Here is a 25,724-nt window from a genome sequence, read left to right as displayed (position 1 = left end):
TATGGAGGAAAACAAGCAACGTGTCAAAAGTATGATTAACATTCTACAGCTCGTTGCCCCAGGAACACCACTGCGCGAAGGGATAGATAACGTACTTCGTGCGCAAACAGGGGGACTAATTGTTCTTGGGTATAATGAGCAGATTAAAAGTATTGTTGATGGAGGGTTTCACATTAATTGTGCATTCTCACCTGCTAGTTTATATGAATTAGCAAAAATGGATGGGGCACTTATTTTAAATGAAACTGGGAGTAAAATTTTAATTGCAAATGCACAATTAGTTCCAGAGTCAGCCATTGATTCTATTGAAACGGGTATGCGTCACCGAACGGCAGAGCGTGTAGCCAAGCAGACGGGCAGCCTTGTTGTGGCTATTTCACAAAGACGTAACGTAATTACACTATATCAAGGGAGTTTACGTTATACACTAAAGGATATAGGTGTTATTTTAACGAAGGCAAATCAAGCTATTCAAACGTTAGAAAAATATAAAGCTGTATGGAATGATGGTATCACGAATTTGGGCATTCTAGAATTTGAAGAGGTCGTTACAATGTCCGAGGTCGTTCATGTTTTACATAGTGTTGAAATGGTACTGCGTATTAAAAATGAAATATTGAGCTATATTCATGAGTTAGGAACAGAAGGAAGGTTAATTCGTTTACAGCTTACAGAATTACTAGCCGACTTAGAAGCAGAGGCAGCGTTATTAATTAAAGACTATTATCAAGAAAAAACGCAAGATCACCATCAAATTTTGAAAAAGTTACAAGATCTTGCAAATACACAACTTCTAGAGGATAGCGATTTAGTTAAATTGCTTGGCTATCCAGGACAAACGAGCTTAGAAGCAAGCGTGACACCAAGAGGATACCGAATCACAAGTAAAATTTCTCGTGTTCCACCACTTATCATTGAAAATTTAATTAATCGATTTAAAACGTTACAAGGTGTCTGTCGTGCAACTATTAATGAATTGGACGATGTGGAAGGAATTGGAGAAGTCAGGGCGAAGAAAATACGAGAAGGTTTAAAAAGAATTCAAGAGCATCTCTACATGAGTAGACACAATTAAGAATATTACATTGATTCCATAATATAACGACACTAGAACACTTTTGGTATATGATATGGTATATTGGTAAATAAAACTATTTACAAAAAAACACATCCGCTTTTGCATTCGGCGTTTTGATTAGCGAAACAATGGTTAATAATGAGTAGGAGGTGGTTGGATGTTAAAACGGATCGTACAGCTCTTCTTTTTAGTAATCGGGGGAGCATTAGGGATTTTCTTTATCCCAAAAGTTATTAATGTATTGGACATCGGTGCTGTTCCATGGCTAGAGGGATCGTATGTTCGTGCGATTATTGGTGCAATTATTTTATTTTTAACAACATTTTGGCTTGTAGATTATATTGTCCAACTTATTAAGCATATCGAAGAAGCCCTTGTAAAGGCACCTGTAGCAGATGTTTTATTTGGTACATTAGGATTGATCTCTGGTCTTATTGTTGCATATTTAATTTTAATACCAATTCGTGAATTCACGATTCCAGTCATTAGTACAGTATTACAAGTGTTCTTTACCCTATTACTTGGTTATTTAGGATTCCAAGTAGGGTTTAAAAAGAGAAATGAATTGTTAGGATTATTTACATTACCCCAACGCGGAGGTAAGAAGAAAAACAATAGTGAGAACGAAGAGGCAGAGGTAGAAAAATCTACAGCTCATTGGAAAATTCTCGATACGAGTGTAATTATTGATGGACGTATTGCTGATATTTGCCAAACGAAGTTTTTAGAAGGAACAATTGTGATTCCACAATTCGTATTAGAAGAGCTACAGCATATTGCCGATTCTTCTGATGCGTTAAAGCGTAATCGTGGCCGAAGAGGATTAGACATTTTAAATCGTATTCAAAAAGAGATGCCAATTCCGGTAGAAATTTATGAAGGCGATTTTGATGATATCCAAGAAGTGGATAGCAAGCTTGTAAAGTTAGCGAAAGTCACTGGTGGAACTGTTGTAACAAATGATTTCAACTTAAACAAAGTTTCTGAATTACAAGGAGTAACAGTGTTAAACATTAACGATTTAGCAAATGCAATTAAACCAGTTGTACTCCCTGGTGAAGAACTAAGTGTTTATGTTGTAAAAGATGGTAAAGAGCAAAATCAAGGTGTTGCATACTTAGATGATGGCACGATGATTGTAGTAGAAGATGGTAGAGAATATGTTGGTTCGCAACTCAATGTACTTGTTACGAGTGTGTTGCAAACATCAGCTGGTCGTATGATTTTCGCAAAACGTAAATTATTAGAAAAAGCATTATAAGTAGAGGATTATTAATATGTATACATTAATTATTCCAGCAGCGGGTCAAGGAAAACGAATGGGTGCTGGCAAAAATAAGTTATTCTTACTTATAAATGAAGTGCCGATCATTGTACATACATTACGTGCTTTTGAAAAAGATAAAGCGTGTAAAAGTATTATTATGGCAATTAACGAAGAGGAACGTCCATATTTTGAGGAGTTAATGCAGAAGTACCCGGTTGAAAAACAGGTGCAATTTATTCAGGGCGGAGCTGAACGACAAGATAGCGTATATAATGCGCTTCAGCATGTGAGCGGAATTGAGTATGTTCTCGTACACGATGGTGCGCGCCCGTTCGTAACGAATAAAATGATTCAAGATGTATTAACTTCAGCGGAAAAGCATGGTGCTTCCATTTGTGCCGTGCCAGTGAAGGATACAGTTAAGAAAGTAGAACAGAATGTTGTTGTTGAAACGGTAGAACGTTCTCAGCTTAAAGCTGTTCAAACGCCGCAAGGGTTCTCTGTTCCTCTTTTATTAGAAGCTCATAGAAGTGCAAAACAGAGTTGTTTCCTCGGTACGGATGATGCAAGTCTCGTAGAACGAATCGGAAAGCAAGTAGGTGTAGTAGAGGGGAGTTACTATAATATTAAAGTGACAACCCCAGAGGATTTATTAATTGCTGAAAGTTTCCTTCAAGTTCAAAAGAGATAGCGGTGATGGTATTATAGTGAAGAAAAGCTCGGCAACGGCCGGGCTTTTCTTTATAAGGATAGCGATATAATATAGAGTCATAAAGCTCAGTAGTTTAGCTTGAGGAGGATGTAAAGAATGTTTCGAATTGGACAAGGTTTTGATGTACATGAATTTGCGGAAGGTAGACCATTAATTATCGGCGGAATTACAATTCCTCATGAGAAGGGATTAATTGGTCACTCGGATGCGGACGTATTGTTACATACGATTGCTGACGCATGTTTAGGGGCAATTGCAGCAGGAGATATCGGAAAGCATTTTCCTGATACGGATCCTGCCTTTAAAGATGCAGATTCAGCTATATTATTACAAAAGGTTTGGGAATTTGTACGTGAACAAGGTTACGAGCTAGGAAACCTAGATTGTACAATTATTGCTCAAAAGCCAAAAATGGCACCACATATTGAAAGCATGCGTAAACGTATTAGTGAACTATTAGAAACGTCTATTGATAATATTAATGTAAAGGCAACAACAACAGAAAAATTAGGATTTACAGGTAGAGAAGAAGGAATTGCTTCTCAAGCGGTTGTTTTATTACAGAAAAAATAATGGTTTTTAATTCGTAAGATGGATAATCACATTTTTTTGGTGTACAATTATAGAATGTGTTGACATTAAGATTGGAAGGTGTACCAATTATGGAAAAGCAAGTGAGAGTGCGCTATGCGCCAAGTCCAACAGGACACTTACATATCGGAAATGCGCGTACGGCATTATTTAATTATTTATTTGCTCGTCATCAAGATGGCAAGTTTATTATTCGTATTGAAGATACTGATGTGAAACGTAATGTTGCTGGTGGAGAAGAAAGCCAATTAAAATACTTGAAATGGCTCGGTATGGACTGGGATGAAGGTGTTGATGTTGGTGGTGAATTTGGACCATATCGTCAAACAGAGCGTTTAGATATTTATAAAAAATTATATCTAGATTTATTAGAGCGTGGTTTAGCTTACAAATGTTATATGACAGAAGAAGAGCTAGAGGCAGAGCGTGAAGGTCAAATCGCTCGTGGTGAAACACCACGTTATGCAGGAAACCACCGTGATTTAACTGAGGAGCAAATGAAAGGATTTGAGGCTGAAGGCCGTATTCCAAGTATTCGCTTCCGTGTACCAGCTGATAGCGACTACACGTTTAAAGATATCGTAAAAGATGAAGTTGCATTCCATTCAAATGATTTTGGTGATTTCGTTATCGTGAAAAAAGATGGAATTCCAACTTATAACTTTGCGGTAGCAGTAGATGATTACTTAATGGAAATTACACACGTACTTCGTGGTGATGATCATATTTCAAATACGCCAAAACAAATGATGATTTATGAAGCTTTCGGTTGGGATATCCCGCAATTCGGTCATATGACTTTAATTGTAAACGAAAGCCGTAAAAAGCTAAGTAAGCGTGACGAATCTATTATTCAATTTATTGAGCAATATAAAGAGCTTGGATATCTTCCAGAAGCAATCTTTAACTTTATTGCATTACTAGGTTGGTCACCAGTAGGTGAAGAAGAAATCTTCTCTCAAGATGAGTTTATCAAAATGTTTGATGCAGCTCGTTTATCAAAATCACCTGCATTATTTGATTCTCAAAAACTAAAATGGATGAACAACCAATATATGAAAAAACAAGATTTAGATACGGTTGTTGAACTAAGCTTACCGCATTTAGTGAAAGCAGGTCGCGTAAGTGAAAACTTAAGCGAACAAGAACAAGCTTGGGTTCGTGATGTAATTGCTTTATATCATGACCAAATGAGCTTTGGAGCTGAAATTGTAGAGCTTTCTGAAATGTTCTTTAAAGATCATGTTGATCATGAAGAAGAGGGACAAGAAGTATTGAAAGGTGAACAAGTACCTGAAGTACTTCGTACATTTGCTAATCAATTAGAAGCGCTAGAAGCAATGGAGCCAGCAGCAGTTAAGGCGGCTATTAAAGCAGTTCAAAAGGAAACAGGACATAAAGGTAAAAACTTATTTATGCCAATCCGTGTTGCTACTACTGGACAAACGCATGGTCCGGAACTTCCTAATGCGATTGCTCTTCTTGGTAAAGAAAAAGTTTTAAATCGTATTCAAAAAGTAATTGGTTAACATTTTCTAGGTTTAGAAATATAATAAGTATACTTAAAACCTAATAAGGAAAAGCGACGAGAAGGAGAAGTAGAAAATCAGGCTTTTTACAGAGAGAACCACCTTTAGGCTGGAAGTGGTTTATAAGCGGATTTTTGAAATGCCCCTTCGAGTCTTCTGTTGAACAGCGAAGTATTTCGCGGAACGTCCTAGGGCGCAAAGTAAACAGAAGCGGTGTAAACCGTTATCATGGATGAGTTTGAGGCTTTCTTTAGCCTAAACAGAGTGGAACCGCGCTTATAAGGCGTCTCTGTCGATATGACAGAGGCGTCTTTTTTTATACCATATAAATGGATATGAGTATAAGTTTTATCTTCTTGTATAAAGATTTAGGGAGATAAATGGGGAGTTAAGGGAGTTTAGTTCACTCGAAAAAAGCAGCCCATAAAGGGGAGGGAACATCGATGTTTAAGAGGCTTCGGGAAGATATTGAAGTCGTTTTTGAACAGGATCCAGCGGCACGAAGTTATTTCGAAGTCATTTTAACTTACTCTGGATTACATGCAGTTTGGGCCCATCGAATTGCACATGCTTTTTACAAAAGGAATTTTTTCTTTCTTGCACGCTTTGTTTCACAAGTAAGTCGATTTTTTACGGGCATTGAGATTCATCCAGGAGCAACTATTGGTCAGCGCTTTTTTATCGATCATGGAATGGGAGTTGTAATTGGAGAAACATGTGAAATTGGTGATAATGTAACGATTTATCAAGGAGTTACATTAGGTGGTACAGGAAAAGAAAAAGGAAAGAGGCATCCTACAATTCAGGATAATGTATTAATTGCAACGGGTGCTAAAGTCCTTGGTTCTATTACCGTGGGAGAGAATTCTAAAATCGGAGCAGGATCGGTCGTATTAAAAGAAGTTCCTGCACATTCTACAGTTGTAGGTATACCAGGCCGAGTCGTAATTCAAAATGGAGTAAAGATTGGTCAAGAGTTAAATCATTCCGATCTTCCGGATCCGATTTTTGATAAGTTAAAGGCTATGGAAGTGGAGCTTGATAAATTAAAGAAACAACTGGAAGTAAAGGTAGAAAGGAAGGATAAAAATGACTATTCACATTTATAATACGTTAACACGTCAAAAAGAAGAGTTTATTCCATTAGAAGAAAATAAGGTAAAGATGTATGTGTGCGGACCTACAGTTTATAACTATATTCATATTGGGAATGCGAGACCTCCGATGGTATTCGATACAGTGCGCCGTTATTTAGAATACAAAGGATACGACGTGCAATATGTATCTAACTTTACTGACGTAGATGATAAATTAATTAAAGCGGCAAATGAATTAGGTGAAGATGTACCGACGATTGCTGACCGTTTCGTTGAAGCGTACTTTGAAGATGTAACGGCGCTAGGTTGCAAACATGCAACGGTTCATCCGCGTGTAACGGAAAATATGGATATCATTATTGAATTTATTCAAGAACTTGTGAATAAGGGATATGCATATGAATCAGAAGGTGATGTGTACTTTAGAACGAAAGAGTTCGAAGGTTATGGTAAGTTATCGCATCAACCAATCGCAGATTTACGTCACGGTGCACGTATTGAAGTAGGGGAAAAGAAACAAGACCCTCTTGACTTTGCTTTATGGAAAGCTGCGAAAGAAGGGGAAATCTTCTGGGAAAGCCCTTGGGGGAAAGGACGCCCAGGGTGGCATATTGAATGCTCGGCAATGGCGCGTAAATATTTAGGGGATACAATTGATATTCATGCTGGTGGTCAAGATTTAGCATTTCCTCATCATGAAAATGAAATTGCGCAGTCCGAGGCGTTGACTGGAAAAACATTTGCACGATATTGGATGCATAATGGATATATTAATATTAATAATGAGAAGATGTCTAAGTCGCTTGGAAACTTCATTTTAGTTCACGATATCATTAAGCAATATGATCCACAGTTAATTAGATTCTTTATGTTATCGGTACATTACCGTCACCCAATTAACTTTAGTGAAGAGTTATTACAAAGTACGAATAATGGGCTAGAAAGAATTAAAACAGCTTACGGTAACTTAAAGCATCGTATGGAAAGTAGTACGGATTTAACAGATCATAATGAGAAATGGTTAGCTGAAATGGAAAAATTCCAGGTTGCATTTGAAGAAGCGATGGATGATGATTTCAATACGGCTAATGCAATTACTGAATTATATAATGTAGCAAATCATGCAAATCAATATTTGTTAGAAGAACATACTTCTAAAGTTGTAATTGAAGCATACGTAAAACAACTTGAAACATTATTTGATATTTTAGGATTAGAATTAGCACAAGAAGAGTTGCTTGATGAAGAAATTGAAGCACTTATCCAAAAGCGTATTGAGGCTCGTAAAAATCGCGATTTCGCATTATCCGATCAAATTCGCGATGATTTAAAAGAACGTAATATTATTTTAGAAGATACCGCTCAAGGTACAAGATGGAAAAGAGGATAAGAATGATTGATGCAAAGCAATTAAACAGCTTAGCGTTAGCGTATATGGGTGATGCGGTATATGAACAATATATCCGCTATCACCTCCTTCAAAAAGGAAAAGTTCGCCCTAATCAATTACATCGCTTAGGGACGAGCTTTGTTTCGGCAAAAGCACAGGCAAAAGTTGTTTATCATTTATTAGAGACGGCATTTTTGACAGAGGAAGAAGAGGCGGTATTAAGAAGAGGGCGTAATGCAAATTCAGGTACCGTTCCAAAAAATACGGATGTACAAACATATCGACATAGTACAGCCTTTGAAGCGTTAATCGGTTATCATCACTTATTAAATAATCGTGAAAGATTAGACGAAATTGTATATAAGGCAATTGCTGTTTTAGAAGAAAAGGAAGGGGGCACATCATCATGAGTAGTGAATATATTATCGGACGTAACCCTGTAATTGAAGCGTTACGATCAGGGAGAGATATTAATAAAATTTGGATCGCAGAAGGTGCTGCCAAAGGGCAAGTACAGATTGTACTAGCATTAGCGAAAGAGAATAAGATTATTTTACAACATGCACCAAAGAAGAAGTTAGATCAATTAGTTGAGGGTAATCATCAAGGTGTAATTGCTCAAGTCGCTGCATATCAATATGCTGAGTTAGAAGATTTATTCAAAGTAGCAGAAAAACGTAATGAAGATCCGTTCTTCTTAATTTTAGATGAAATTGAAGATCCACATAACCTAGGTTCTATTATGCGTACTGCTGATGCAACAGGAGCTCATGGAATTATTATTCCGAAAAGAAGAGCGGTAGGGCTTACGGCATCAGTTGCGAAAGCATCGACTGGAGCAATTGAATATATTCCTGTTGCGCGCGTAACAAATTTATCTCGTACAATTGATGAGTTAAAAGAGCGTGGACTTTGGATTGCTGGTACAGATGCTAAAGGGAAAACGGATTACCGTCATTTAGATGGTAAAATGCCAATCGGATTAGTAATCGGTAGTGAAGGAAAAGGTATGAGTCGTATTATTGGTGAAAAGTGTGATTTCTTAATTACTTTACCGATGGTTGGTAAAGTTACATCCTTAAATGCTTCAGTAGCCGCAAGTTTGTTAATGTATGAGGTATATCGTAAACGTCACGAAATTGGTAAATAAAAAATGAACGATATTTTAATCGTTGACGGTTACAACATTATCGGAGCTTGGGGAGACTTGAAAAAACTGCGGGATGTAGATTTACAATCATCAAGAGACGCGCTTATTGATAAGATGGCGGATTATCAAGGTTATACAGGCACAAAAGTAATGATTGTCTTTGATGCCTATACAGTCCATGGTATTGAAAAGAAGATGAAACAATCGCGGGTGGAAGTAATATTCACGAGAAAGAATCAAACTGCAGATGAAAAGATAGAACAACTTGCGATTGAACTTAGAAGTATAAATACACAAATATACGTTGCAACTTCAGATTATACGGAGCAATGGGTTGTATTTGCGCAAGGTGCACTTCGGAAATCTGCGCGTGAATTAGAGTTAGAAGTGCAAGCGATGGAGCAGCAAGTAAGAAGGCGTACAAAAGACACGAAAGACAAGCAACCCGCCATGAGAAAGATATTTAGCAAAGATATTACAGAAAAATTAGAAAAATTAAGAAGAGGAGAGCGTTGAAGCATTGACGCTCTTTATCTTTTTACTGTATAATATTGCTAAATATATAGCGGTCGGAGGGATCAAGGTGGAAGCAGGCTTCGTAAGTGTAGGCGACGTTACATTTCGTGATTTAGAGGATGAGGCAATCGTTGAGTTAGTTCGAAAGGGTAATACTGACGCTCTAGAATATTTAATTCACAAATATAAGAACTTTGTTCGTGCGAAATCAAGATCTTATTTCTTAGTGGGTGCCGATCGAGAAGATATTGTTCAAGAAGGTATGATTGGATTGTTTAAGGCGATTCGTGATTATAAAGAGGACAAGCTGTCTTCGTTCAAAGCATTTGCTGAACTGTGTATCACTCGACAAATTATTACCGCTATTAAAACAGCAACAAGGCAAAAACATATTCCATTAAATTCGTATGTGTCATTAGATAAACCGATTTACGATGAGGAATCTGATCGAACGCTATTAGATGTTATTTCGGAAGCAAAGGTGACTGATCCTGAAGAAATGATTATTAGTCAGGAAGAATATACAGACATAGAATCTAAAATATCTGAATTATTAAGCGATTTAGAAAGGAAAGTACTTTCTTTATACTTAGATGGCCGTTCCTATCAAGAGATTTCAGAACAGTTAAACAGACATGTGAAATCCATTGATAACGCATTACAGCGTGTGAAAAGGAAATTGGAAAGATATATGGAGATGAGAGAGAGTACAACTTTAAATTCGTAGTAAATACCGCAGGTGTAAAATAATTCACCTGTTTTCTTTTTGTAGAGAGAGTGGAAGTCATGACATTGACATTATCTTTTGTTGTATGATACATTTTTAGGGACATAATGTTACAAGGTTGGTGTAACTAATGAGGAAAAAAGTTGTACTCTCATGTGAAGAGTGTAAAAATCGAAACTACTCTACGATGAAAGATACGAGCTCAGTAGAGCGACTTGAGATAAAGAAGTTTTGTAAAACATGCAATAAGCATACAGTTCACAAGGAAACAAAATAAATAATTGAAATAATACACTGGAGGTCCCGCAGATGCGTTTAACGAACTTTTTCGGCGATGTAGGTCGCGAAATGAAAAAAGTAAGTTGGCCTAAAAAAGATGAATTACTCCGCTCAACAGCGACTGTTATCGCTACAGTTGTCTTCTTTGCGATTTTCTTCGCAGTAGTTGATATGGGCATTTCTTCTTTAATTCGGTTAATTCTTGGTTAATTCTTGAATAAGAAGCACTTATCCATGATATAATGTTATTTATAAGAACTGTGTAAAAGCCCGGTGAACGGGTTTTTTCATTTGCGCAAAAAAATGTACGTCAGGGAGGGAAGGACGCTCGTCCTAAATGAATGGAAAAAAGTTGGTATGTTGTCCATACTTATTCTGGATATGAAAATAAAGTAAAAGCAAACCTAGAGAAACGTGTAGAATCAATGGGTATGCAAGATAAAATTTTCCGTGTTGTTGTCCCGGAAGAAGTAGAAGTAGAAATGAAAAACGGTAAAGAAAAATTAATGAAAAGAAAAGTGTTCCCAGGTTACGTATTAGTAGAACTAATCATGACTGATGACTCTTGGTATGTTGTTCGTAATACACCGGGTGTAACAGGTTTTGTCGGTTCTTCGGGTTCTGGATCTAAACCATCTCCTCTATTAGAAGAGGAAGTTGTTACCATCATGAAGCATATGGGAATGGACAACGAAGTGGTTGATTTCGACTTTGAACTTCATGAGACAGTACGTGTAAATGAAGGACCATTCGCAGATTATACAGGTGCTATTGAAGAAATTGATGTGGAGAAGAAGAAAGTTAGTGTGCTTGTAGACATGTTTGGTCGCGAGACTCCAGTTGAACTTGACTTCCATCAAATTGAAAAATTATAAAATGAAACTTGAAATGAATTGTAAAAAGTGATAATATCTTTTAAGTCAGTACGTCTTCGTTATCGGAGACGTTTTTTGAAAGATTTTATCGTTACAGATAAAATATGACGTGGGAGGGCAAATCACTGTCCAATTGACCACATCACGGACTTAAGGAGGTGTGTCTCGTGGCTAAAAAGGTAATTAAAATGGTAAAACTTCAAATTCCTGCAGGTAAAGCTAACCCAGCTCCACCAGTTGGTCCAGCATTAGGACAAGCAGGTGTTAACATCATGGGCTTCTGTAAAGAGTTCAACGCTCGTACAGCTGATCAAGCTGGTCTTATCATCCCTGTTGAAATTACGGTATTTGAGGACCGTTCATTCACTTTCATTACTAAAACTCCTCCTGCTGCTGTTCTTCTTAAGAAAGTAGCTGGTATCGAGTCTGGTTCTGGTGAACCAAACCGTAATAAAGTGGCAACTGTTAAGCGTGATAAAGTACGCGAAATCGCTGAAACTAAAATGCCTGACCTAAACGCTGCTAGCGTAGAAGCTGCAATGCGTATGGTTGAAGGTACTGCACGCAGTATGGGCATCGTTATCGAAGACTAATTCGATTTGTTTTTAAAAAAAGGTTGCGGGTCTGGAATTCCAATTCGCAACCTTTATTATCGTAAATGATTATCGTTTTTTAAATAAAAGGATGGCGCGCATCCTCAGGTTATCCCTGGAAAAAAGGCGTAAACGTGGGAGGTTATTCCGCTAAAACCACATTCGAGGAGGAAATAAAAATGGCTAAAAGAGGTAAAAAGTACGTAGAAGCTGCGAAGCTTGTTGATCGTGCAGCTGCTTACTCTGCAACAGAAGCAGTAGAATTAGTAAAGAAAACAAACACAGCTAAATTTGATGCAACTGTAGAAGCTGCATTCCGTTTAGGTGTTGACCCTAAGAAAGCTGACCAACAAATTCGTGGTGCAGTTGTTCTTCCGCACGGTACTGGTAAAGTACAACGTGTATTAGTATTCGCTAAAGGCGAAAAAGCAAAAGAAGCTGAAGCTGCTGGCGCTGAATTCGTAGGCGATACTGATTACATCGGTAAAATCCAACAAGGTTGGTTCGATTTCGATGTAGTAGTAGCAACTCCTGACATGATGGGTGAAGTTGGTAAACTTGGTCGCGTATTAGGACCTAAAGGTTTAATGCCAAACCCTAAAACTGGAACGGTTACTTTCGATGTAACTAAAGCTGTTAACGAAATCAAAGCTGGTAAAGTTGAATACCGCGTTGATAAAGCTGGTAACATCCACGTTCCAATCGGTAAAGTATCTTTCGAAGATGCTAAACTAGTAGAAAACTTCAAAACAATTGCTGACACGCTACAAAAAGCTAAACCAGCTGCTGCAAAAGGTACTTACATGAAGAACGCAACTGTTGCTTCTACAATGGGACCTGGCGTACGCGTAGATGTTTCTACACTTGCGTAAAAATTGGAAGTTGACTTCATAAAGAAGTTTTAATATAATCATTTATGTTGTGAATTTAAATAGTGTACCGTAGACAGTAGGTGTCGATTCGACTTAATTTCCTACCTAGGTGTTAATATACGAAGCGGAATCTTTTTTCTGTGACTATATGCCTCCATGTCTACAAGTTGGGCATGGAGGTTTTTAGTGCACTTTCGGTACATCTTCTATATAATCTACAGGAGGTGTAATAACATGAGCAAAGTAATCGAAACTAAACAACAAGTTGTAACTGAAATCGCTGAAAAACTTCGCGCGAGTAAATCTACAATCGTTGTTGACTACCGTGGTTTAACAGTTTCTGAAGCAACAGAATTACGTAAAAACTTACGTGAAGCTGGCGTTGAGTTCAAAGTTTACAAAAACTCTTTAACTCGTCGTGCTGCAGAGTCTGCTGAAATGGCTGAGTTAAACGAATTCTTAACAGGACCAAACGCAATCGCGTTCAGTAACGAGGATGTAGTTGCTCCTGCGAAAGTATTAAACGACTTCGCTACAAAACATGAAGCTTTAGAAATTAAAGCTGGTGTAATCGAAGGTAAACTTGTAACACTTGATGAGGTTAAAGCTATTGCTACTCTTCCATCACGTGAAGGCTTACTTTCTATGCTTCTTAGCGTTCTTCAAGCTCCAATCCGTAACCTTGCACTTGCTACTAAAGCAGTTGCAGATCAAAAGGAAGAGCAAGGCGCTTAATTTTTTAAAAGATAATTACTTGTTATCTATAAAACAATACAAACCTATTTAAGGGAGGATATTTACAATGACTAAAGAACAAATCATTGAAGCAGTTAAATCTATGACTGTATTAGAACTTAACGACTTAGTAAAAGCTATCGAGGAAGAATTCGGCGTAACTGCTGCTGCTCCTGTAGCTGTAGCTGGTGGCGCTGGTGAAGCTGCTGCTGAGAAAACTGAGTTTGACGTAGTACTTGCAAGTGCTGGCGCTCAAAAAATCAAAGTTATCAAAGCTGTACGTGAAATCACTGGTCTTGGCTTAAAAGAAGCTAAAGAATTAGTTGACAACACTCCAAAAGCAATCAAAGAAGGCGTTTCTAAAGAGGAAGCTGAAGAAATGAAAGCTAAACTTGAAGAAGTTGGCGCTGCTGTAGAAGTTAAGTAATTAACTTTTGATGCTTTAAAAAAGCTCGCTCTCATGCGAGCTTTTTTTTTAACTGTAAAGAAAAGAGGTGGCCATATGGCAGACCATTATTTTTCTAACGACCCTACGAGTAAAAGTGATCGTAAACGATGGGAATTTACACTTCGTGGATCTCAATTCACTTTTGTATCTGACCATGGGGTGTTCTCGAAAAACGAGGTGGACTTTGGTTCCCGTCTTTTAATTGAAGCGTTTCAAATGCCAGATATTAAAGGTGATATATTAGATGTAGGTTGTGGATACGGTCCGATTGGTTTGTCGTTAGCGAAAGAGTTTCAAGGTTGTGACGTTCACATGGTGGATGTGAACGAAAGAGCACTTGGGCTTGCAAAAGAAAATGCCGCTAATAACAGAATCGAGAATGTACGTATTTTTCAAAGTAGCGTCTATGAAAATGTAGATGGCAAGTATGCTGCTATTCTATCTAATCCTCCAATTCGTGCGGGTAAAGATACCGTGCATGAGATTTTAGAAAAGGCTGTGGAGTATTTAGTTCCAGGTGGAGAGCTGTGGATTGTTATTCAAAAGAAGCAAGGTGCACCATCTGCGCTGAAAAAACTAGAGGAAGTATTTTCTGAAGTTGAAGTTGTAGAAAAGAAAAAAGGATATTATATCATAAAATCAAAAAAACGTTGACGGTTATTTTTGGCTATGTTAACATTATACAATGCCAATATATGATTTTCTGCGTTGAGAAAGATGTATATTTTTGTTTCTCTTGGAAAAGATAGTAAAATCAGCAGATTATGAAACAGAATGATGGTTTTCTTATAGAAGCCATTTTTCTTTTTGAGCAGGTAGAAAGACTCAACGTATCTATCTTTAAGAGAAAAAGACTACGCTATTAGCAGTAGTTGTATTTATTTGTGATTTTGCACAAATTTTTTTGTGCATTTATAATACTCATGATTTGAGGGGTGAAGCAGTTGACAGGTCAACTAGTTCAATACGGACGCCACCGCCAACGAAGAAGTTATGCCCGTATTAGTGAAGTATTAGAGTTACCAAATCTTATCGAAATTCAAACCTCTTCTTATCAGTGGTTTCTTGATGAGGGTTTGCGAGAAATGTTCCAAGACATTTCTCCGATTGAAGACTTTACGGGAAATCTATCGCTTGAATTTATCGACTACAGCTTAGGTGAACCTAAATACTCTGTAGACGAATGCAAAGAGCGTGATGTGACGTATGCAGCACCACTTCGTGTAAAAGTGCGTCTAATCAACAAGGAAACTGGTGAAGTAAAAGAACAAGATGTGTTCATGGGAGATTTCCCACTCATGACAGAGACTGGAACATTCGTAATTAACGGTGCAGAACGTGTTATCGTTTCCCAGTTAGTTCGCTCTCCAAGCGTATACTATAGTGGCAAAGTGGATAAAAACGGAAAACGTGGTTTTACTGCTACTGTAATTCCAAACCGCGGAGCTTGGTTAGAGTATGAAACAGATGCTAAGGATGTTGTATATGTGCGTATTGACCGTACGCGTAAACTTCCTGTAACTGTTTTGTTACGCGCATTAGGGTTTGGCTCTGATCAAGAAATCACCGAGCTTTTAGGTGATAACGAATACTTAAGCAACACATTAGAAAAAGACAATACAGATAGCACAGAAAAAGCATTGCTTGAAATTTATGAGCGTCTACGTCCTGGTGAACCACCAACAGTAGAAAATGCAAAGAGCTTACTTGTGTCTCGTTTCTTCGATCCAAAGCGCTACGATTTAGCAAATGTAGGTCGCTATAAGATCAACAAAAAGTTACACATGAAAAACAGATTGTTTAACCAACGTTTAGCTGAAACATTAGTGGATCCAGAAACTGGTGAAATTTTAGCGGCGGAAGGAACAGTCTTAGATCGTCGTACACTGGATCGCATTTTACCTTACTTAGAGAAAAACATTGGATTCAAAACAGCGAAACCAATGGGTGGAGTGGTAGAAGGCGATGTTGAGCTGCAATCTATTAAGATTTATGCTCCAGAATCAGAAGGCGAACGTACTATTAACGTAATTGGGAATGCAAATATTACTCGTGATGTAAAACACATCACACCAGGTGATATTCTTGCTTCTATTAGTTACTTCTTCAACTTACTATACAAAGTAGGGGATACAGATGATATCGACCATTTAGGAAATCGTCGTCTGCGTTCTGTAGGAGAACTATTACAAAACCAATTCCGTATCGGTCTTTCTCGTATGGAACGTGTTGTTCGTGAGAGAATGTCGATTCAAGATACAAATGCAATTACACCACAGGCATTAATTAATATTCGTCCTGTTATTGCATCTATTAAAGAGTTCTTCGGAAGTTCTCAGTTATCTCAGTTCATGGATCAAACAAACCCATTAGCAGAGTTAACTCACAAACGAAGACTATCTGCATTAGGACCTGGTGGTTTAACGCGTGAGCGCGCAGGCTTTGAAGTGCGTGACGTTCACTACTCTCACTACGGTCGTATGTGTCCAATTGAAACACCAGAGGGACCAAACATCGGTTTGATTAACTCATTATCTTCGTTCGCGAAAGTAAATGAGTTTGGTTTCATTGAAACACCATATCGTCGTGTTGACCCAGAAACTGGTCTTGTAACAGGGCATGTTGATTATTTAACAGCAGATGAAGAAGATAATTATGTTGTAGCCCAAGCGAATATGAAATTATCTGCAGAAGGGGAATTCCTTGATGAAGATATCGTAGCTCGTTTCCGTGGTGAAAACATTGTCACAAATAAAGAACGCATCGACTACATGGATGTATCTCCAAAACAAGTAGTGTCGGCAGCGACAGCTTGTATTCCGTTCTTAGAAAACGATGACTCTAACCGCGCACTTATGGGAGCGAACATGCAACGTCAGGCGGTTCCGTTAATGAATCCGGAATCTCCGATTGTAGGTACTGGTATGGAGTACGTATCAGCAAAAGACTCAGGTGCTGCAGTAATCTGTAAACACCCTGGTGTTGTTGAACGCGTAGAAGCACGTGAAGTTTGGGTACGTCGCTATGTAGAAGTTGACGGTCAAACAGTAAAAGGCGACTTAGATCGCTACAAAATGCAGAAATTCATTCGTTCTAACCAAGGAACTTGCTACAACCAACGTCCAATCGTAAGTGTTGGAAATCAGGTTGTGAAAGGTGAAATCCTTGCGGATGGTCCTTCTATGGAATTAGGTGAACTAGCACTTGGACGTAACGTGCTTGTTGGCTTCATGACATGGGACGGTTATAACTACGAGGATGCGATCATTATGAGTGAGCGCCTTGTAAAAGATGATGTGTACACTTCTATTCATATTGAAGAATATGAGTCAGAAGCTCGTGATACGAAGCTTGGACCAGAAGAAATTACACGTGATATCCCGAATGTTGGGGAAGATGCACTTCGTAATCTTGACGAGCGCGGTATTATTCGCGTTGGTGCTGAAGTAAAAGATGGAGATCTACTTGTTGGTAAAGTAACGCCAAAAGGTGTAACAGAATTAACAGCAGAAGAACGTCTATTACATGCAATCTTCGGTGAAAAAGCACGTGAAGTACGTGATACATCACTACGTGTACCACACGGTGGTGGCGGTATTATCTTAGACGTAAAAGTGTTCAACCGTGAAGATGGCGATGAATTGCCACCAGGCGTGAATCAACTTGTGCGTGCATATATCGTTCAAAAACGTAAAATTTCTGAAGGTGACAAGATGGCCGGTCGTCACGGTAACAAAGGTGTTATCTCTCGTATTTTACCAGAAGAAGATATGCCTTACTTACCAGACGGTACGCCAATCGATATCATGTTAAACCCATTAGGGGTACCATCTCGTATGAATATCGGTCAGGTATTAGAGCTTCATCTTGGTATGGCGGCAAGATACCTTGGCATTCACATTGCAACACCAGTATTTGATGGTGCTCGTGAGGAAGATGTATGGGGCACAATCGAAGAAGCTGGTATGGCAAATGACGCGAAAACAATCCTGTATGACGGACGTACTGGTGAGCCATTCGATAACCGCGTATCTGTTGGTGTCATGTATATGATCAAACTTGCGCACATGGTTGACGATAAACTTCATGCTCGTTCTACTGGACCATACTCACTTGTAACGCAGCAACCTCTTGGAGGTAAAGCTCAGTTCGGTGGACAGCGTTTCGGTGAGATGGAGGTTTGGGCACTTGAAGCTTACGGTGCTGCTTATACTCTTCAAGAAATCTTAACAGTGAAGTCTGATGATGTTGTTGGACGTGTTAAGACGTACGAAGCAATTGTTAAAGGCGAAAATGTTCCAGAACCAGGCGTTCCTGAATCATTCAAAGTATTGATTAAAGAACTGCAAAGTTTAGGTATGGACGTTAAAATGATGTCTAGCGACGATACAGAAATTGAAATGCGTGATACGGAAGATGACGACGATCATCAATCAGCAGATAAATTGAATGTTGAAGTTGAGACAACTAAGGAATAATTGGGATAACCTGTAGACTAAAAGGGAGGTAGGCCCCTTGATAGATGTAAATAACTTTGAATATATGAAGATTGGACTTGCTTCACCTGACAAGATTCGTTCTTGGTCATACGGTGAAGTTAAGAAACCAGAAACAATTAACTATCGTACGTTAAAGCCTGAAAAAGATGGCTTGTTCTGTGAGCGTATTTTCGGACCACAAAAGGACTGGGAATGTCATTGCGGAAAATATAAACGTGTACGTTATAAAGGTGTAGTTTGTGATCGATGTGGCGTTGAAGTAACGCGTGCAAAAGTTCGTCGTGAACGTATGGGCCATATCGAATTAGCTGCTCCTGTATCTCATATTTGGTATTTCAAAGGTATCCCGAGCCGCATGGGACTTGTCTTAGACATGTCCCCTCGCGCGCTTGAAGAAGTAATTTATTTCGCTTCTTATGTTGTAACAGAAAGTGGAGATACACCACTTGATAAGAAGCAATTACTTTCTGAAAAAGAATACCGTGCATATCGTGATCGATATGGCAGCACATTCCAAGCTGCTATGGGTGCAGAAGCGATTAAAAAGCTACTGCAAGATATCGATTTAGATAAAGAAGTAGACTTCTTAAAAGAAGAATTAAAAACAGCACAAGGACAACGCCGTACTCGTGCTATTAAACGTCTAGAAGTATTAGAAGCATTCCGTAACTCTGGAAATCACCCATCTTGGATGATCTTAGATGTTCTTCCAGTTATCCCACCAGAACTACGCCCGATGGTACAGTTAGATGGTGGACGTTTTGCTACTTCTGACTTAAACGACTTATATCGTCGTGTAATTAACCGTAACAATCGTTTAAAACGTCTATTGGACCTAGGTGCACCAAGCATCATCGTTCAAAACGAAAAACGTATGCTACAAGAAGCTGTAGACGCATTAATCGATAATGGTCGTCGTGGCCGTCCAGTTACTGGACCAGGTAACCGTCCATTAAAATCACTATCTCACATGCTTAAAGGTAAACAAGGACGTTTCCGTCAAAACTTATTAGGTAAACGTGTTGACTACTCTGGCCGTTCTGTAATCGTTGTAGGACCGAACTTAAAGATGTACCAATGTGGATTACCGAAAGAAATGGCGCTTGAATTGTTTAAGCCTTTCGTTATGAAAGAGTTAGTTGGAAAAGGATTAGCACACAACATTAAGAGTGCTAAACGTAAAATCGAGCGTGTACAACCTGAAGTTTGGGACGTTTTAGAATCTGTGATCAAAGAGCATCCAGTACTTCTAAACCGCGCACCAACACTTCACCGTCTAGGTATCCAGGCGTTTGAACCTACGTTAGTAGAAGGTCGCGCAATCCGTCTTCACCCACTTGTATGTACTGCATACAACGCGGACTTTGACGGTGACCAAATGGCGGTTCACGTTCCGTTATCATCAGAGGCACAAGCAGAAGCTCGTATTCTTATGTTAGCGGCACAAAACATCTTGAACCCGAAAGACGGTAAACCAGTTGTTACTCCATCTCAGGATATGGTATTAGGTAACTATTACTTAACACTTGAGCGCGAGGGTGCAATCGGTGAAGGTATGGTCTTCAAAGATGCAAACGAAGCAATACTTGCATACCAAAATGGATATGTACATCTGCACACACGTGTTGCAGTTGCTGCAAGTTCAGTAAATAACGTAACATTTACTGAAGAGCAAAAAGGTAAGCTTCTATTAACAACAGTTGGTAAATTAATATTTAACGAAATCTTACCAGAGTCGTTCCCTTATATTAATGAACCGACAAACTCAAACCTTGAAAAAGAAACACCAGCGGAATATTTCGTTGAAAAAGGTGCGAACATTAAAGAAATTATTGCTAGTCGCGAAGAAGTGGCGCCATTTAGCAAGAAAATCCTTGGTAACATCATTGCGGAAGTATTCAAGCGTTTCCAAATTACGGAAACATCTCGCATGCTTGACCGTATGAAAAACTTAGGATTTAAATACTCTACAAAAGCTGGTATTACAGTTGGGGTATCTGACATTCTTGTATTAGGTGAAAAAGATGAAATTCTCCACGAAGCACAAGCAAAAGTAGATAATGTAATTAAACAATTCCGTCGCGGTTTAATCACGGAAGAAGAACGTTACGATCGTGTTATCTCTATTTGGAGTAATGCAAAAGATGTTATCCAAGGAAAGCTGATGAAATCCTTGAATAAACGCAACCCAATCTTCATGATGAGTGATTCCGGTGCCCGTGGTAACGCATCGAACTTTACTCAGCTTGCTGGTATGCGTGGTCTGATGGCCAATCCATCTGGTCGTATCATTGAGCTTCCGATCAAATCAAGTTTCCGTGAAGGTTTAACAGTACTTGAGTACTTCATCTCTACGCATGGTGCACGTAAAGGTCTTGCCGATACAGCACTTAAAACTGCCGATTCTGGTTACTTAACACGTCGTCTTGTAGACGTTGCACAAGATGTAATTGTTCGTCAAGATGATTGTGGAACAGATCGCGGTTTACTAATTGGTGCGATTAAAGAGGGTAATGAAGTTATTGAGTCACTATATGATCGTCTTGTTGGACGTTTTGCAAGAAAAACTGTAAAACATCCTGAAACAGGTGAAGTATTAGTTAGTGAAAACCAATTAATTACTGAAGATATCGCTCATATCGTTGAAAATTCGGGTGTTGAAACTGTAAACATTCGTTCAGCATTTACGTGTAATACTCGCCACGGTGTATGTAAGAAGTGTTACGGTCGTAACTTAGCAACTGGTACAGACGTAGAAGTAGGAGAGGCGGTAGGTATTATCGCAGCTCAATCTATCGGTGAGCCAGGTACACAGTTAACGATGCGTACGTTCCATACAGGTGGGGTTGCCGGAGATGATATCACACAAGGTTTACCTCGTATCCAAGAGATCTTCGAAGCTCGTAATCCGAAAGGTCAGGCAGTTATCAGTGAAATCGACGGTGTTATCGCAGCGATCAACGATGTTAAAGATCGCCAAGAAGTAGTTGTACAGGGTGAAGTTGAAGCTCGTACGTATGCTATTCCTTACGGTGCTCGTCTGAAAGTAACTCCAGGACAGCCAATTAGCCATGGTAAAGAGTTAACAGAAGGTTCTATTGATCCGAAAGAATTACTAAAAGTAACGGACATTACAGCAGTACAAGAATACTTATTACGTGAAGTTCAAAAAGTATACCGTATGCAAGGGGTAGAAATTGGTGACAAACACGTAGAAGTAATGGTACGTCAAATGCTACGTAAAGTTCGTGTAAGCGATGCGGGTGAAACAGATGTATTACCAGGAACATTACTAGATATCCATCAGTTTACTGATGCGAATGCGAAGGTGTTACTGAAAGGTAAACAACCAGCAACAGCTAGACCTGTTCTACTTGGTATTACTAAAGCTTCACTTGAAACTGATTCGTTCTTATCTGCAGCATCGTTCCAAGAAACAACTCGTGTTCTAACAGATGCAGCAATTAAGGGTAAACGCGATGAGCTCCTAGGATTGAAAGAAAATGTTATTATCGGTAAGCTTGTTCCTGCTGGAACAGGTATGAATCGTTATCGCAAAGTGGATCTTGTAAAAACAACACAAGATAACATGAATGTAGAAAACGATGAAGTTTATGTGGAACAGTAAAATTTTCCGTCGTAAATTTTGTATAAAAACAGCTAATCTTAGTTGACATTGTATGAGTCAAAATGTTACTATAATCAAGGTTGCTCCTGAACGATGCTTTGGAGGATATTCATATGTCTTATCAAAAAGTGTCAAATGCTGAAAATGTAGTCGTTGGTCATAAGCGAACATTGGAAGCAATTAAAAATGGTATAGTTAAAGAAGTTGTCATTGCGGAAGATGCTGATGTGAGGTTAACTCATGTTATCATTCGTACTGCTTTGCAACATAACATACCCATAACCAAAGTTGAATCAGTTCGTAAACTTGGAAAAGTTTCGGGGATTCAAGTGGGAGCTTCAGCAATAGGAATAATAAGTTAAAACTGTTTTTGTGAGGAGAGAGCATTTGCTCTCCCTTGCAAAAACTTTGTTTTCAACTAATAATGAACCACCTGGATATGTGGTCATACAAACATGCGAAGGGAGGATAATCAAATGCCTACTATTAACCAATTAGTGAGAAATGGTCGTACTGATAAAGTATGGAAATCTAAATCACCTGCGTTAAACAAAGGTTTTAACTCTTTAAAGAAAAAATCAACTGATATCTCTGCACCTCAAAAACGTGGTGTATGTACTCGTGTTGGTACAATGACTCCAAAGAAACCGAACTCAGCGTTACGTAAATACGCTCGTGTACGTTTAACAAATGGTATTGAAGTTACAGCTTACATCCCAGGTATCGGTCATAACCTACAAGAGCATAGCGTAGTATTAATTCGCGGTGGTCGAGTAAAGGATTTACCAGGGGTACGTTACCACATCGTTCGTGGTGCGCTTGATACAGCTGGTGTTGACAAACGTATGCAAGGACGTTCTAAATATGGTACTAAGCGACCAAAACCTGCTAAAAAATAATAAACTTATAATGAAAGGAGGAACTCAATATGCCTCGTAAAGGACCTGTTGCGAAACGTGACGTGTTACCAGATCCAATGTATAATTCGAAGCTAGTAACACGCCTAATCAACAAAATGATGGTTGACGGTAAAAAAGGTAAATCTCAAACAATTCTTTATAACGCTTTCGATATCGTTCGTGAACGTTCAGATAAAGAACCTATGGAAGTATTCGAGCAAGCTCTTAAGAACATCATGCCTGTTCTTGAAGTACGCGCTCGTCGTGTTGGTGGTGCTAACTACCAAGTTCCAGTTGAGGTTCGTCCAGAACGCCGTACAACTTTAGGTCTTCGCTGGTTAGTAAACTATGCTCGTCTTCGTGGTGAAAAAACTATGGAAGAGCGTCTAGCTTATGAAATCTTAGATGCAGCTAACAACGCTGGTGCATCTGTTAAGAAACGTGAAGACACTCATAAAATGGCAGAAGCTAACAAAGCATTTGCTCATTACCGTTGGTAGGATTCAACGTAAAATAAATGTAAGCATAAACCGCTTTATTTGTCGCTTATGGAAGTGTGGAGAGGGAGAATGCCTCTCCCTTTCGTTGGGCGCTCGTTTTACATAATGAGGGTACTGGACACTGGCATATGTAACAATATAAAGTGGCTTTTTTGCTACTTAAAATAAAATAATCCAATCCATATATGGAAGGAGCAAGACACCAAATGACAAGAGAGTTCTCTTTAGAAAACACTCGTAATATTGGTATCATGGCTCACATCGATGCTGGTAAAACAACAGCAACTGAGCGTATTCTGTATTACACAGGACGTATTCATAAAATCGGTGAAACTCATGAAGGTGCATCTCAGATGGACTGGATGGAGCAAGAGCAAGAACGTGGTATCACAATTACTTCTGCTGCAACTACAGCACAATGGAAGGGTCACCGTGTAAATATCATTGACACTCCAGGACACGTAGATTTCACAGTAGAAGTAGAACGTTCTTTACGCGTACTTGATGGCGCGGTAGCAGTACTTGATGCACAATCTGGTGTAGAACCACAAACAGAAACTGTTTGGCGTCAGGCTACTACTTATGGCGTACCTCGTATCGTATTCGTTAACAAAATGGATAAGATCGGTGCAGATTTCTTATACTCTGTAGGAACAATCCACGATCGTTTACAAGCAAACGCACATCCAATTCAGTTACCAATCGGTGCTGAAGACGAGTTCAATGGTATCATTGACCTTGTTGAAGAGTGTGCTTACATGTACAGTAACGATTTAGGAACAGACATCGAGCGTGTTGAAATTCCTGAAGAGCACAAAGAACTAGCTGAAGAATACCGTGGAAAACTTATTGAAGCGGTAGCTGAGCTTGATGAAGAAATGATGATGAAGTACCTAGAAGGTGAAGAAATCACTGTAGAAGAGCTTAAAGCTGGTATCCGTAAGGCTACAACTTCTGTTGAATTCTTCCCAGTAATCTGTGGTTCTGCATTCAAAAATAAAGGTGTTCAAATTCTGTTAGACGCAGTTATTGACTACTTACCATCTCCATTAGATGTACCTGCTATTAAAGGTACTCTTCCGGATACAGATGAAGCTGTAGAACGTAAGTCTAGCGATGAAGAACCATTCGCAGCTCTAGCATTCAAAATCATGACTGACCCTTATGTTGGTAAGTTAACGTTCTTCCGTGTGTATTCTGGTGTGTTAAACTCTGGATCATACGTGAAAAACTCAACTAAAGGTAAGCGTGAGCGTGTAGGTCGTATCCTACAAATGCACGCTAACAGCCGTGAAGAGATTTCAACAGTTTACGCTGGTGATATCGCTGCTGCTGTAGGTTTAAAAGATACTACTACTGGTGATACTCTTTGTGACGAGAAGAGCCTTGTTATCCTTGAGTCTATGGAATTCCCAGAACCAGTTATCTCTGTAGCTATCGAACCAAAATCTAAAGCTGACCAAGATAAAATGGGTACAGCATTATCTAAGCTTTCTGAAGAAGATCCAACATTCCGTGCTCACACTGACCAAGAAACTGGCCAAACAATCATCGCTGGTATGGGTGAACTTCACCTTGATATCATCGTTGACCGTATGCGCCGTGAATTCAAAGTGGAAGCAAACGTTGGTGCTCCTCAGGTAGCATACCGTGAGACTTTCCGCGCTGCTGCGAAAGTTGAAGGTAAGTTCGCTCGTCAATCTGGTGGTCGTGGACAATTCGGTCACGTTTGGATTGAGTTTGAACCTAATGAAGAAGGTAAAGGATTCGAATTCCAAAACAAGATCGTCGGTGGTGTAGTTCCACGTGAATACATCCCAGCTGTTGGAGCAGGTCTTGAAGATGCACTTAAAAATGGTGTACTAGCTGGTTATCCACTAGTTGACATTAAAGCTGCATTAGTTGACGGATCTTACCATGATGTTGACTCCTCTGAGATGGCGTTCAAAATCGCTGCATCTATGGCGCTTAAAGCTGCGGTTTCTAAATGTAGCCCAGTAATTCTTGAGCCAATGATGAAAGTTGAAGTTGTAATTCCTGAAGAGTACATGGGTGACATTATGGGTGACGTAACATCTCGTCGTGGACGTGTAGAAGGTATGGAAGCTCGCGGTAACGCACAAGTTGTTCGCGCTATGGTTCCACTTTCTGAAATGTTCGGTTATGCAACGTCATTACGTTCTAACACTCAAGGACGCGGAACATTCTCAATGACATTTGATCATTATGAAGAAGTACCGAAGTCTGTTTCAGAAGAAATTATTAAAAAAAATAAAGGTGAATAATTGATTTTTATCGATTGTTCAAGTATAACTACTTATGTAAGCTTAGAAAGTGAG

Annotated in this window: 25 protein-coding genes and 2 other annotated features; all 25 genes read left to right on the top strand. The window is 39.0% G+C overall.

Translation table 11 applies throughout. The features are described from left to right. Position 1 precedes the first annotated feature (1 nt). The 25 genes from disA (at position 2) to fusA (ending at position 25,670) form a co-directional block, all read left to right on the top strand. On the top strand, positions 2-1,075 hold the full coding sequence (disA, locus tag VK90_RS18075; protein WP_025149635.1) for a DNA integrity scanning diadenylate cyclase DisA: 1,074 nt from the start codon (positions 2-4) through the stop codon (positions 1,073-1,075). 160 nt (positions 1,076-1,235) lie between these two features. Beyond that, entirely contained in the window at positions 1,236-2,339 is a 1,104-nt protein-coding gene (locus VK90_RS18070; RefSeq protein ID WP_048374308.1) for a PIN/TRAM domain-containing protein, read from the top strand. 16 nt (positions 2,340-2,355) lie between these two features. After that, the gene (gene ispD / locus VK90_RS18065) at positions 2,356-3,036 is read left to right on the top strand and encodes a 2-C-methyl-D-erythritol 4-phosphate cytidylyltransferase (protein WP_048374307.1); all 681 of its coding nucleotides are present in this window, start codon (positions 2,356-2,358) and stop codon (positions 3,034-3,036) included. A 117-nt stretch (positions 3,037-3,153) separates the two neighbouring features. Further along, positions 3,154-3,630, top strand: a complete 477-nt coding sequence (gene ispF, locus VK90_RS18060) for a 2-C-methyl-D-erythritol 2,4-cyclodiphosphate synthase (protein ID WP_000488380.1) — start codon at positions 3,154-3,156, stop codon at positions 3,628-3,630. 89 nt (positions 3,631-3,719) lie between these two features. Next, positions 3,720-5,177, top strand: coding sequence for a glutamate--tRNA ligase (gene gltX, locus VK90_RS18055; protein WP_048374306.1), 1,458 nt, complete (start codon positions 3,720-3,722; stop codon positions 5,175-5,177). A gap of 47 nt (positions 5,178-5,224) precedes the next feature. After that, positions 5,225-5,471: a binding site (T-box leader), on the top strand. 149 nt (positions 5,472-5,620) lie between these two features. Further along, positions 5,621-6,286 (top strand): serine O-acetyltransferase, encoded by a 666-nt coding sequence (cysE, locus tag VK90_RS18050; protein ID WP_048374305.1) that lies wholly within the window; start codon positions 5,621-5,623, stop codon positions 6,284-6,286. After that, on the top strand, positions 6,267-7,664 hold the full coding sequence (cysS, locus tag VK90_RS18045) for a cysteine--tRNA ligase (protein WP_048374304.1): 1,398 nt from the start codon (positions 6,267-6,269) through the stop codon (positions 7,662-7,664). Before cysE ends, cysS begins: the two co-directional genes overlap by 20 nt. 2 nt (positions 7,665-7,666) lie before the next feature. Further along, complete coding sequence (locus tag VK90_RS18040; RefSeq protein WP_000564261.1) at positions 7,667-8,074, top strand: Mini-ribonuclease 3; 408 nt, start codon at positions 7,667-7,669, stop codon at positions 8,072-8,074. Then, positions 8,071-8,814 (top strand): 23S rRNA (guanosine(2251)-2'-O)-methyltransferase RlmB, encoded by a 744-nt coding sequence (rlmB, locus tag VK90_RS18035; protein ID WP_048374303.1) that lies wholly within the window; start codon positions 8,071-8,073, stop codon positions 8,812-8,814. The genes VK90_RS18040 and rlmB overlap by 4 nt, the downstream gene beginning before the upstream one ends. Positions 8,815-8,817: 3 nt before the next feature. Next, positions 8,818-9,330, top strand: coding sequence for an NYN domain-containing protein (locus VK90_RS18030; RefSeq protein ID WP_002175437.1), 513 nt, complete (start codon positions 8,818-8,820; stop codon positions 9,328-9,330). 67 nt (positions 9,331-9,397) lie between these two features. Continuing rightward, positions 9,398-10,057 carry an RNA polymerase sporulation sigma factor SigH gene (locus VK90_RS18025; RefSeq protein WP_000387198.1) on the top strand — a complete coding sequence of 220 codons (660 nt, stop codon included), beginning with the start codon at positions 9,398-9,400 and terminating at the stop codon, positions 10,055-10,057. A gap of 130 nt (positions 10,058-10,187) precedes the next feature. Then, a complete protein-coding gene (rpmG, locus tag VK90_RS28905; protein WP_012260172.1) occupies positions 10,188-10,334 on the top strand; it encodes a 50S ribosomal protein L33 in 147 nt (48 codons plus the stop codon). A gap of 32 nt (positions 10,335-10,366) precedes the next feature. Continuing rightward, on the top strand, positions 10,367-10,546 hold the full coding sequence (gene secE / locus VK90_RS18020; RefSeq protein WP_001241321.1) for a preprotein translocase subunit SecE: 180 nt from the start codon (positions 10,367-10,369) through the stop codon (positions 10,544-10,546). A 131-nt stretch (positions 10,547-10,677) separates the two neighbouring features. Further along, positions 10,678-11,211 (top strand): transcription termination/antitermination protein NusG, encoded by a 534-nt coding sequence (gene nusG, locus VK90_RS18015; RefSeq protein ID WP_000415794.1) that lies wholly within the window; start codon positions 10,678-10,680, stop codon positions 11,209-11,211. A 167-nt stretch (positions 11,212-11,378) separates the two neighbouring features. Beyond that, positions 11,379-11,804 carry a 50S ribosomal protein L11 gene (gene rplK / locus VK90_RS18010; RefSeq protein ID WP_001085872.1) on the top strand — a complete coding sequence of 142 codons (426 nt, stop codon included), beginning with the start codon at positions 11,379-11,381 and terminating at the stop codon, positions 11,802-11,804. 179 nt (positions 11,805-11,983) lie between these two features. Beyond that, positions 11,984-12,676, top strand: coding sequence for a 50S ribosomal protein L1 (gene rplA / locus VK90_RS18005; protein ID WP_002175435.1), 693 nt, complete (start codon positions 11,984-11,986; stop codon positions 12,674-12,676). Between the two features lie 49 nt (positions 12,677-12,725). Continuing rightward, positions 12,726-12,871 (top strand) — a sequence feature (ribosomal protein L10 leader region). 39 nt (positions 12,872-12,910) lie between these two features. Then, positions 12,911-13,411 carry a 50S ribosomal protein L10 gene (gene rplJ, locus VK90_RS18000; protein WP_048374302.1) on the top strand — a complete coding sequence of 167 codons (501 nt, stop codon included), beginning with the start codon at positions 12,911-12,913 and terminating at the stop codon, positions 13,409-13,411. A 67-nt stretch (positions 13,412-13,478) separates the two neighbouring features. Then, positions 13,479-13,838 carry a 50S ribosomal protein L7/L12 gene (rplL, locus tag VK90_RS17995; RefSeq protein ID WP_000159737.1) on the top strand — a complete coding sequence of 120 codons (360 nt, stop codon included), beginning with the start codon at positions 13,479-13,481 and terminating at the stop codon, positions 13,836-13,838. 75 nt (positions 13,839-13,913) lie between these two features. Continuing rightward, on the top strand, positions 13,914-14,513 hold the full coding sequence (locus VK90_RS17990) for a class I SAM-dependent methyltransferase (RefSeq protein ID WP_025149629.1): 600 nt from the start codon (positions 13,914-13,916) through the stop codon (positions 14,511-14,513). 290 nt (positions 14,514-14,803) lie between these two features. Then, the gene (rpoB, locus tag VK90_RS17985; RefSeq protein WP_025149628.1) at positions 14,804-18,337 is read left to right on the top strand and encodes a DNA-directed RNA polymerase subunit beta; all 3,534 of its coding nucleotides are present in this window, start codon (positions 14,804-14,806) and stop codon (positions 18,335-18,337) included. A gap of 37 nt (positions 18,338-18,374) precedes the next feature. Continuing rightward, the gene (gene rpoC, locus VK90_RS17980; RefSeq protein WP_048374301.1) at positions 18,375-21,986 is read left to right on the top strand and encodes a DNA-directed RNA polymerase subunit beta'; all 3,612 of its coding nucleotides are present in this window, start codon (positions 18,375-18,377) and stop codon (positions 21,984-21,986) included. A gap of 113 nt (positions 21,987-22,099) precedes the next feature. After that, the gene (locus VK90_RS17975) at positions 22,100-22,348 is read left to right on the top strand and encodes a 50S ribosomal protein L7ae-like protein (RefSeq protein WP_000121833.1); all 249 of its coding nucleotides are present in this window, start codon (positions 22,100-22,102) and stop codon (positions 22,346-22,348) included. Positions 22,349-22,462: 114 nt separating this feature from the next. Next, the gene (gene rpsL, locus VK90_RS17970; RefSeq protein ID WP_001142341.1) at positions 22,463-22,885 is read left to right on the top strand and encodes a 30S ribosomal protein S12; all 423 of its coding nucleotides are present in this window, start codon (positions 22,463-22,465) and stop codon (positions 22,883-22,885) included. A gap of 29 nt (positions 22,886-22,914) precedes the next feature. Next, positions 22,915-23,385 carry a 30S ribosomal protein S7 gene (gene rpsG, locus VK90_RS17965; RefSeq protein WP_001137492.1) on the top strand — a complete coding sequence of 157 codons (471 nt, stop codon included), beginning with the start codon at positions 22,915-22,917 and terminating at the stop codon, positions 23,383-23,385. 206 nt (positions 23,386-23,591) lie between these two features. Further along, positions 23,592-25,670, top strand: coding sequence for an elongation factor G (gene fusA, locus VK90_RS17960; protein WP_025149625.1), 2,079 nt, complete (start codon positions 23,592-23,594; stop codon positions 25,668-25,670). The last annotated feature ends 54 nt before the right edge of the window (positions 25,671-25,724 follow it).

It is taken from the genome of Bacillus sp. LK2, from assembly GCF_001043575.1.
Classification (GTDB): Bacteria; Bacillota; Bacilli; order Bacillales; family Bacillaceae_G; genus Bacillus_A; species Bacillus_A paramycoides.
The sequence above is the reverse complement of the archived record's forward strand: the minus strand, read 5'-3'. Positions and strand labels throughout refer to the sequence as shown.

What these genes read in the sequence shown, in the direction of transcription:
- disA (WP_025149635.1), top strand. Translation starts at nt 2, where the DNA reads ATGGAGGAAAACAAGCAACGTGTCAAAAGTATGATTAACATTCTACAG.
- VK90_RS18070 (WP_048374308.1), top strand. Translation starts at nt 1,236, where the DNA reads ATGTTAAAACGGATCGTACAGCTCTTCTTTTTAGTAATCGGGGGAGCA.
- ispD (WP_048374307.1), top strand. Translation starts at nt 2,356, where the DNA reads ATGTATACATTAATTATTCCAGCAGCGGGTCAAGGAAAACGAATGGGT.
- ispF (WP_000488380.1), top strand. Translation starts at nt 3,154, where the DNA reads ATGTTTCGAATTGGACAAGGTTTTGATGTACATGAATTTGCGGAAGGT.
- gltX (WP_048374306.1), top strand. Translation starts at nt 3,720, where the DNA reads ATGGAAAAGCAAGTGAGAGTGCGCTATGCGCCAAGTCCAACAGGACAC.
- cysE (WP_048374305.1), top strand. Translation starts at nt 5,621, where the DNA reads ATGTTTAAGAGGCTTCGGGAAGATATTGAAGTCGTTTTTGAACAGGAT.
- cysS (WP_048374304.1), top strand. Translation starts at nt 6,267, where the DNA reads ATGACTATTCACATTTATAATACGTTAACACGTCAAAAAGAAGAGTTT.
- VK90_RS18040 (WP_000564261.1), top strand. Translation starts at nt 7,667, where the DNA reads ATGATTGATGCAAAGCAATTAAACAGCTTAGCGTTAGCGTATATGGGT.
- rlmB (WP_048374303.1), top strand. Translation starts at nt 8,071, where the DNA reads ATGAGTAGTGAATATATTATCGGACGTAACCCTGTAATTGAAGCGTTA.
- VK90_RS18030 (WP_002175437.1), top strand. Translation starts at nt 8,818, where the DNA reads ATGAACGATATTTTAATCGTTGACGGTTACAACATTATCGGAGCTTGG.
- rpmG (WP_012260172.1), top strand. Translation starts at nt 10,188, where the DNA reads ATGAGGAAAAAAGTTGTACTCTCATGTGAAGAGTGTAAAAATCGAAAC.
- secE (WP_001241321.1), top strand. Translation starts at nt 10,367, where the DNA reads ATGCGTTTAACGAACTTTTTCGGCGATGTAGGTCGCGAAATGAAAAAA.
- nusG (WP_000415794.1), top strand. Translation starts at nt 10,678, where the DNA reads ATGGAAAAAAGTTGGTATGTTGTCCATACTTATTCTGGATATGAAAAT.
- rplA (WP_002175435.1), top strand. Translation starts at nt 11,984, where the DNA reads ATGGCTAAAAGAGGTAAAAAGTACGTAGAAGCTGCGAAGCTTGTTGAT.
- rplJ (WP_048374302.1), top strand. Translation starts at nt 12,911, where the DNA reads ATGAGCAAAGTAATCGAAACTAAACAACAAGTTGTAACTGAAATCGCT.
- rplL (WP_000159737.1), top strand. Translation starts at nt 13,479, where the DNA reads ATGACTAAAGAACAAATCATTGAAGCAGTTAAATCTATGACTGTATTA.
- VK90_RS17990 (WP_025149629.1), top strand. Translation starts at nt 13,914, where the DNA reads ATGGCAGACCATTATTTTTCTAACGACCCTACGAGTAAAAGTGATCGT.
- VK90_RS17975 (WP_000121833.1), top strand. Translation starts at nt 22,100, where the DNA reads ATGTCTTATCAAAAAGTGTCAAATGCTGAAAATGTAGTCGTTGGTCAT.
- rpsL (WP_001142341.1), top strand. Translation starts at nt 22,463, where the DNA reads ATGCCTACTATTAACCAATTAGTGAGAAATGGTCGTACTGATAAAGTA.
- rpsG (WP_001137492.1), top strand. Translation starts at nt 22,915, where the DNA reads ATGCCTCGTAAAGGACCTGTTGCGAAACGTGACGTGTTACCAGATCCA.
- fusA (WP_025149625.1), top strand. Translation starts at nt 23,592, where the DNA reads ATGACAAGAGAGTTCTCTTTAGAAAACACTCGTAATATTGGTATCATG.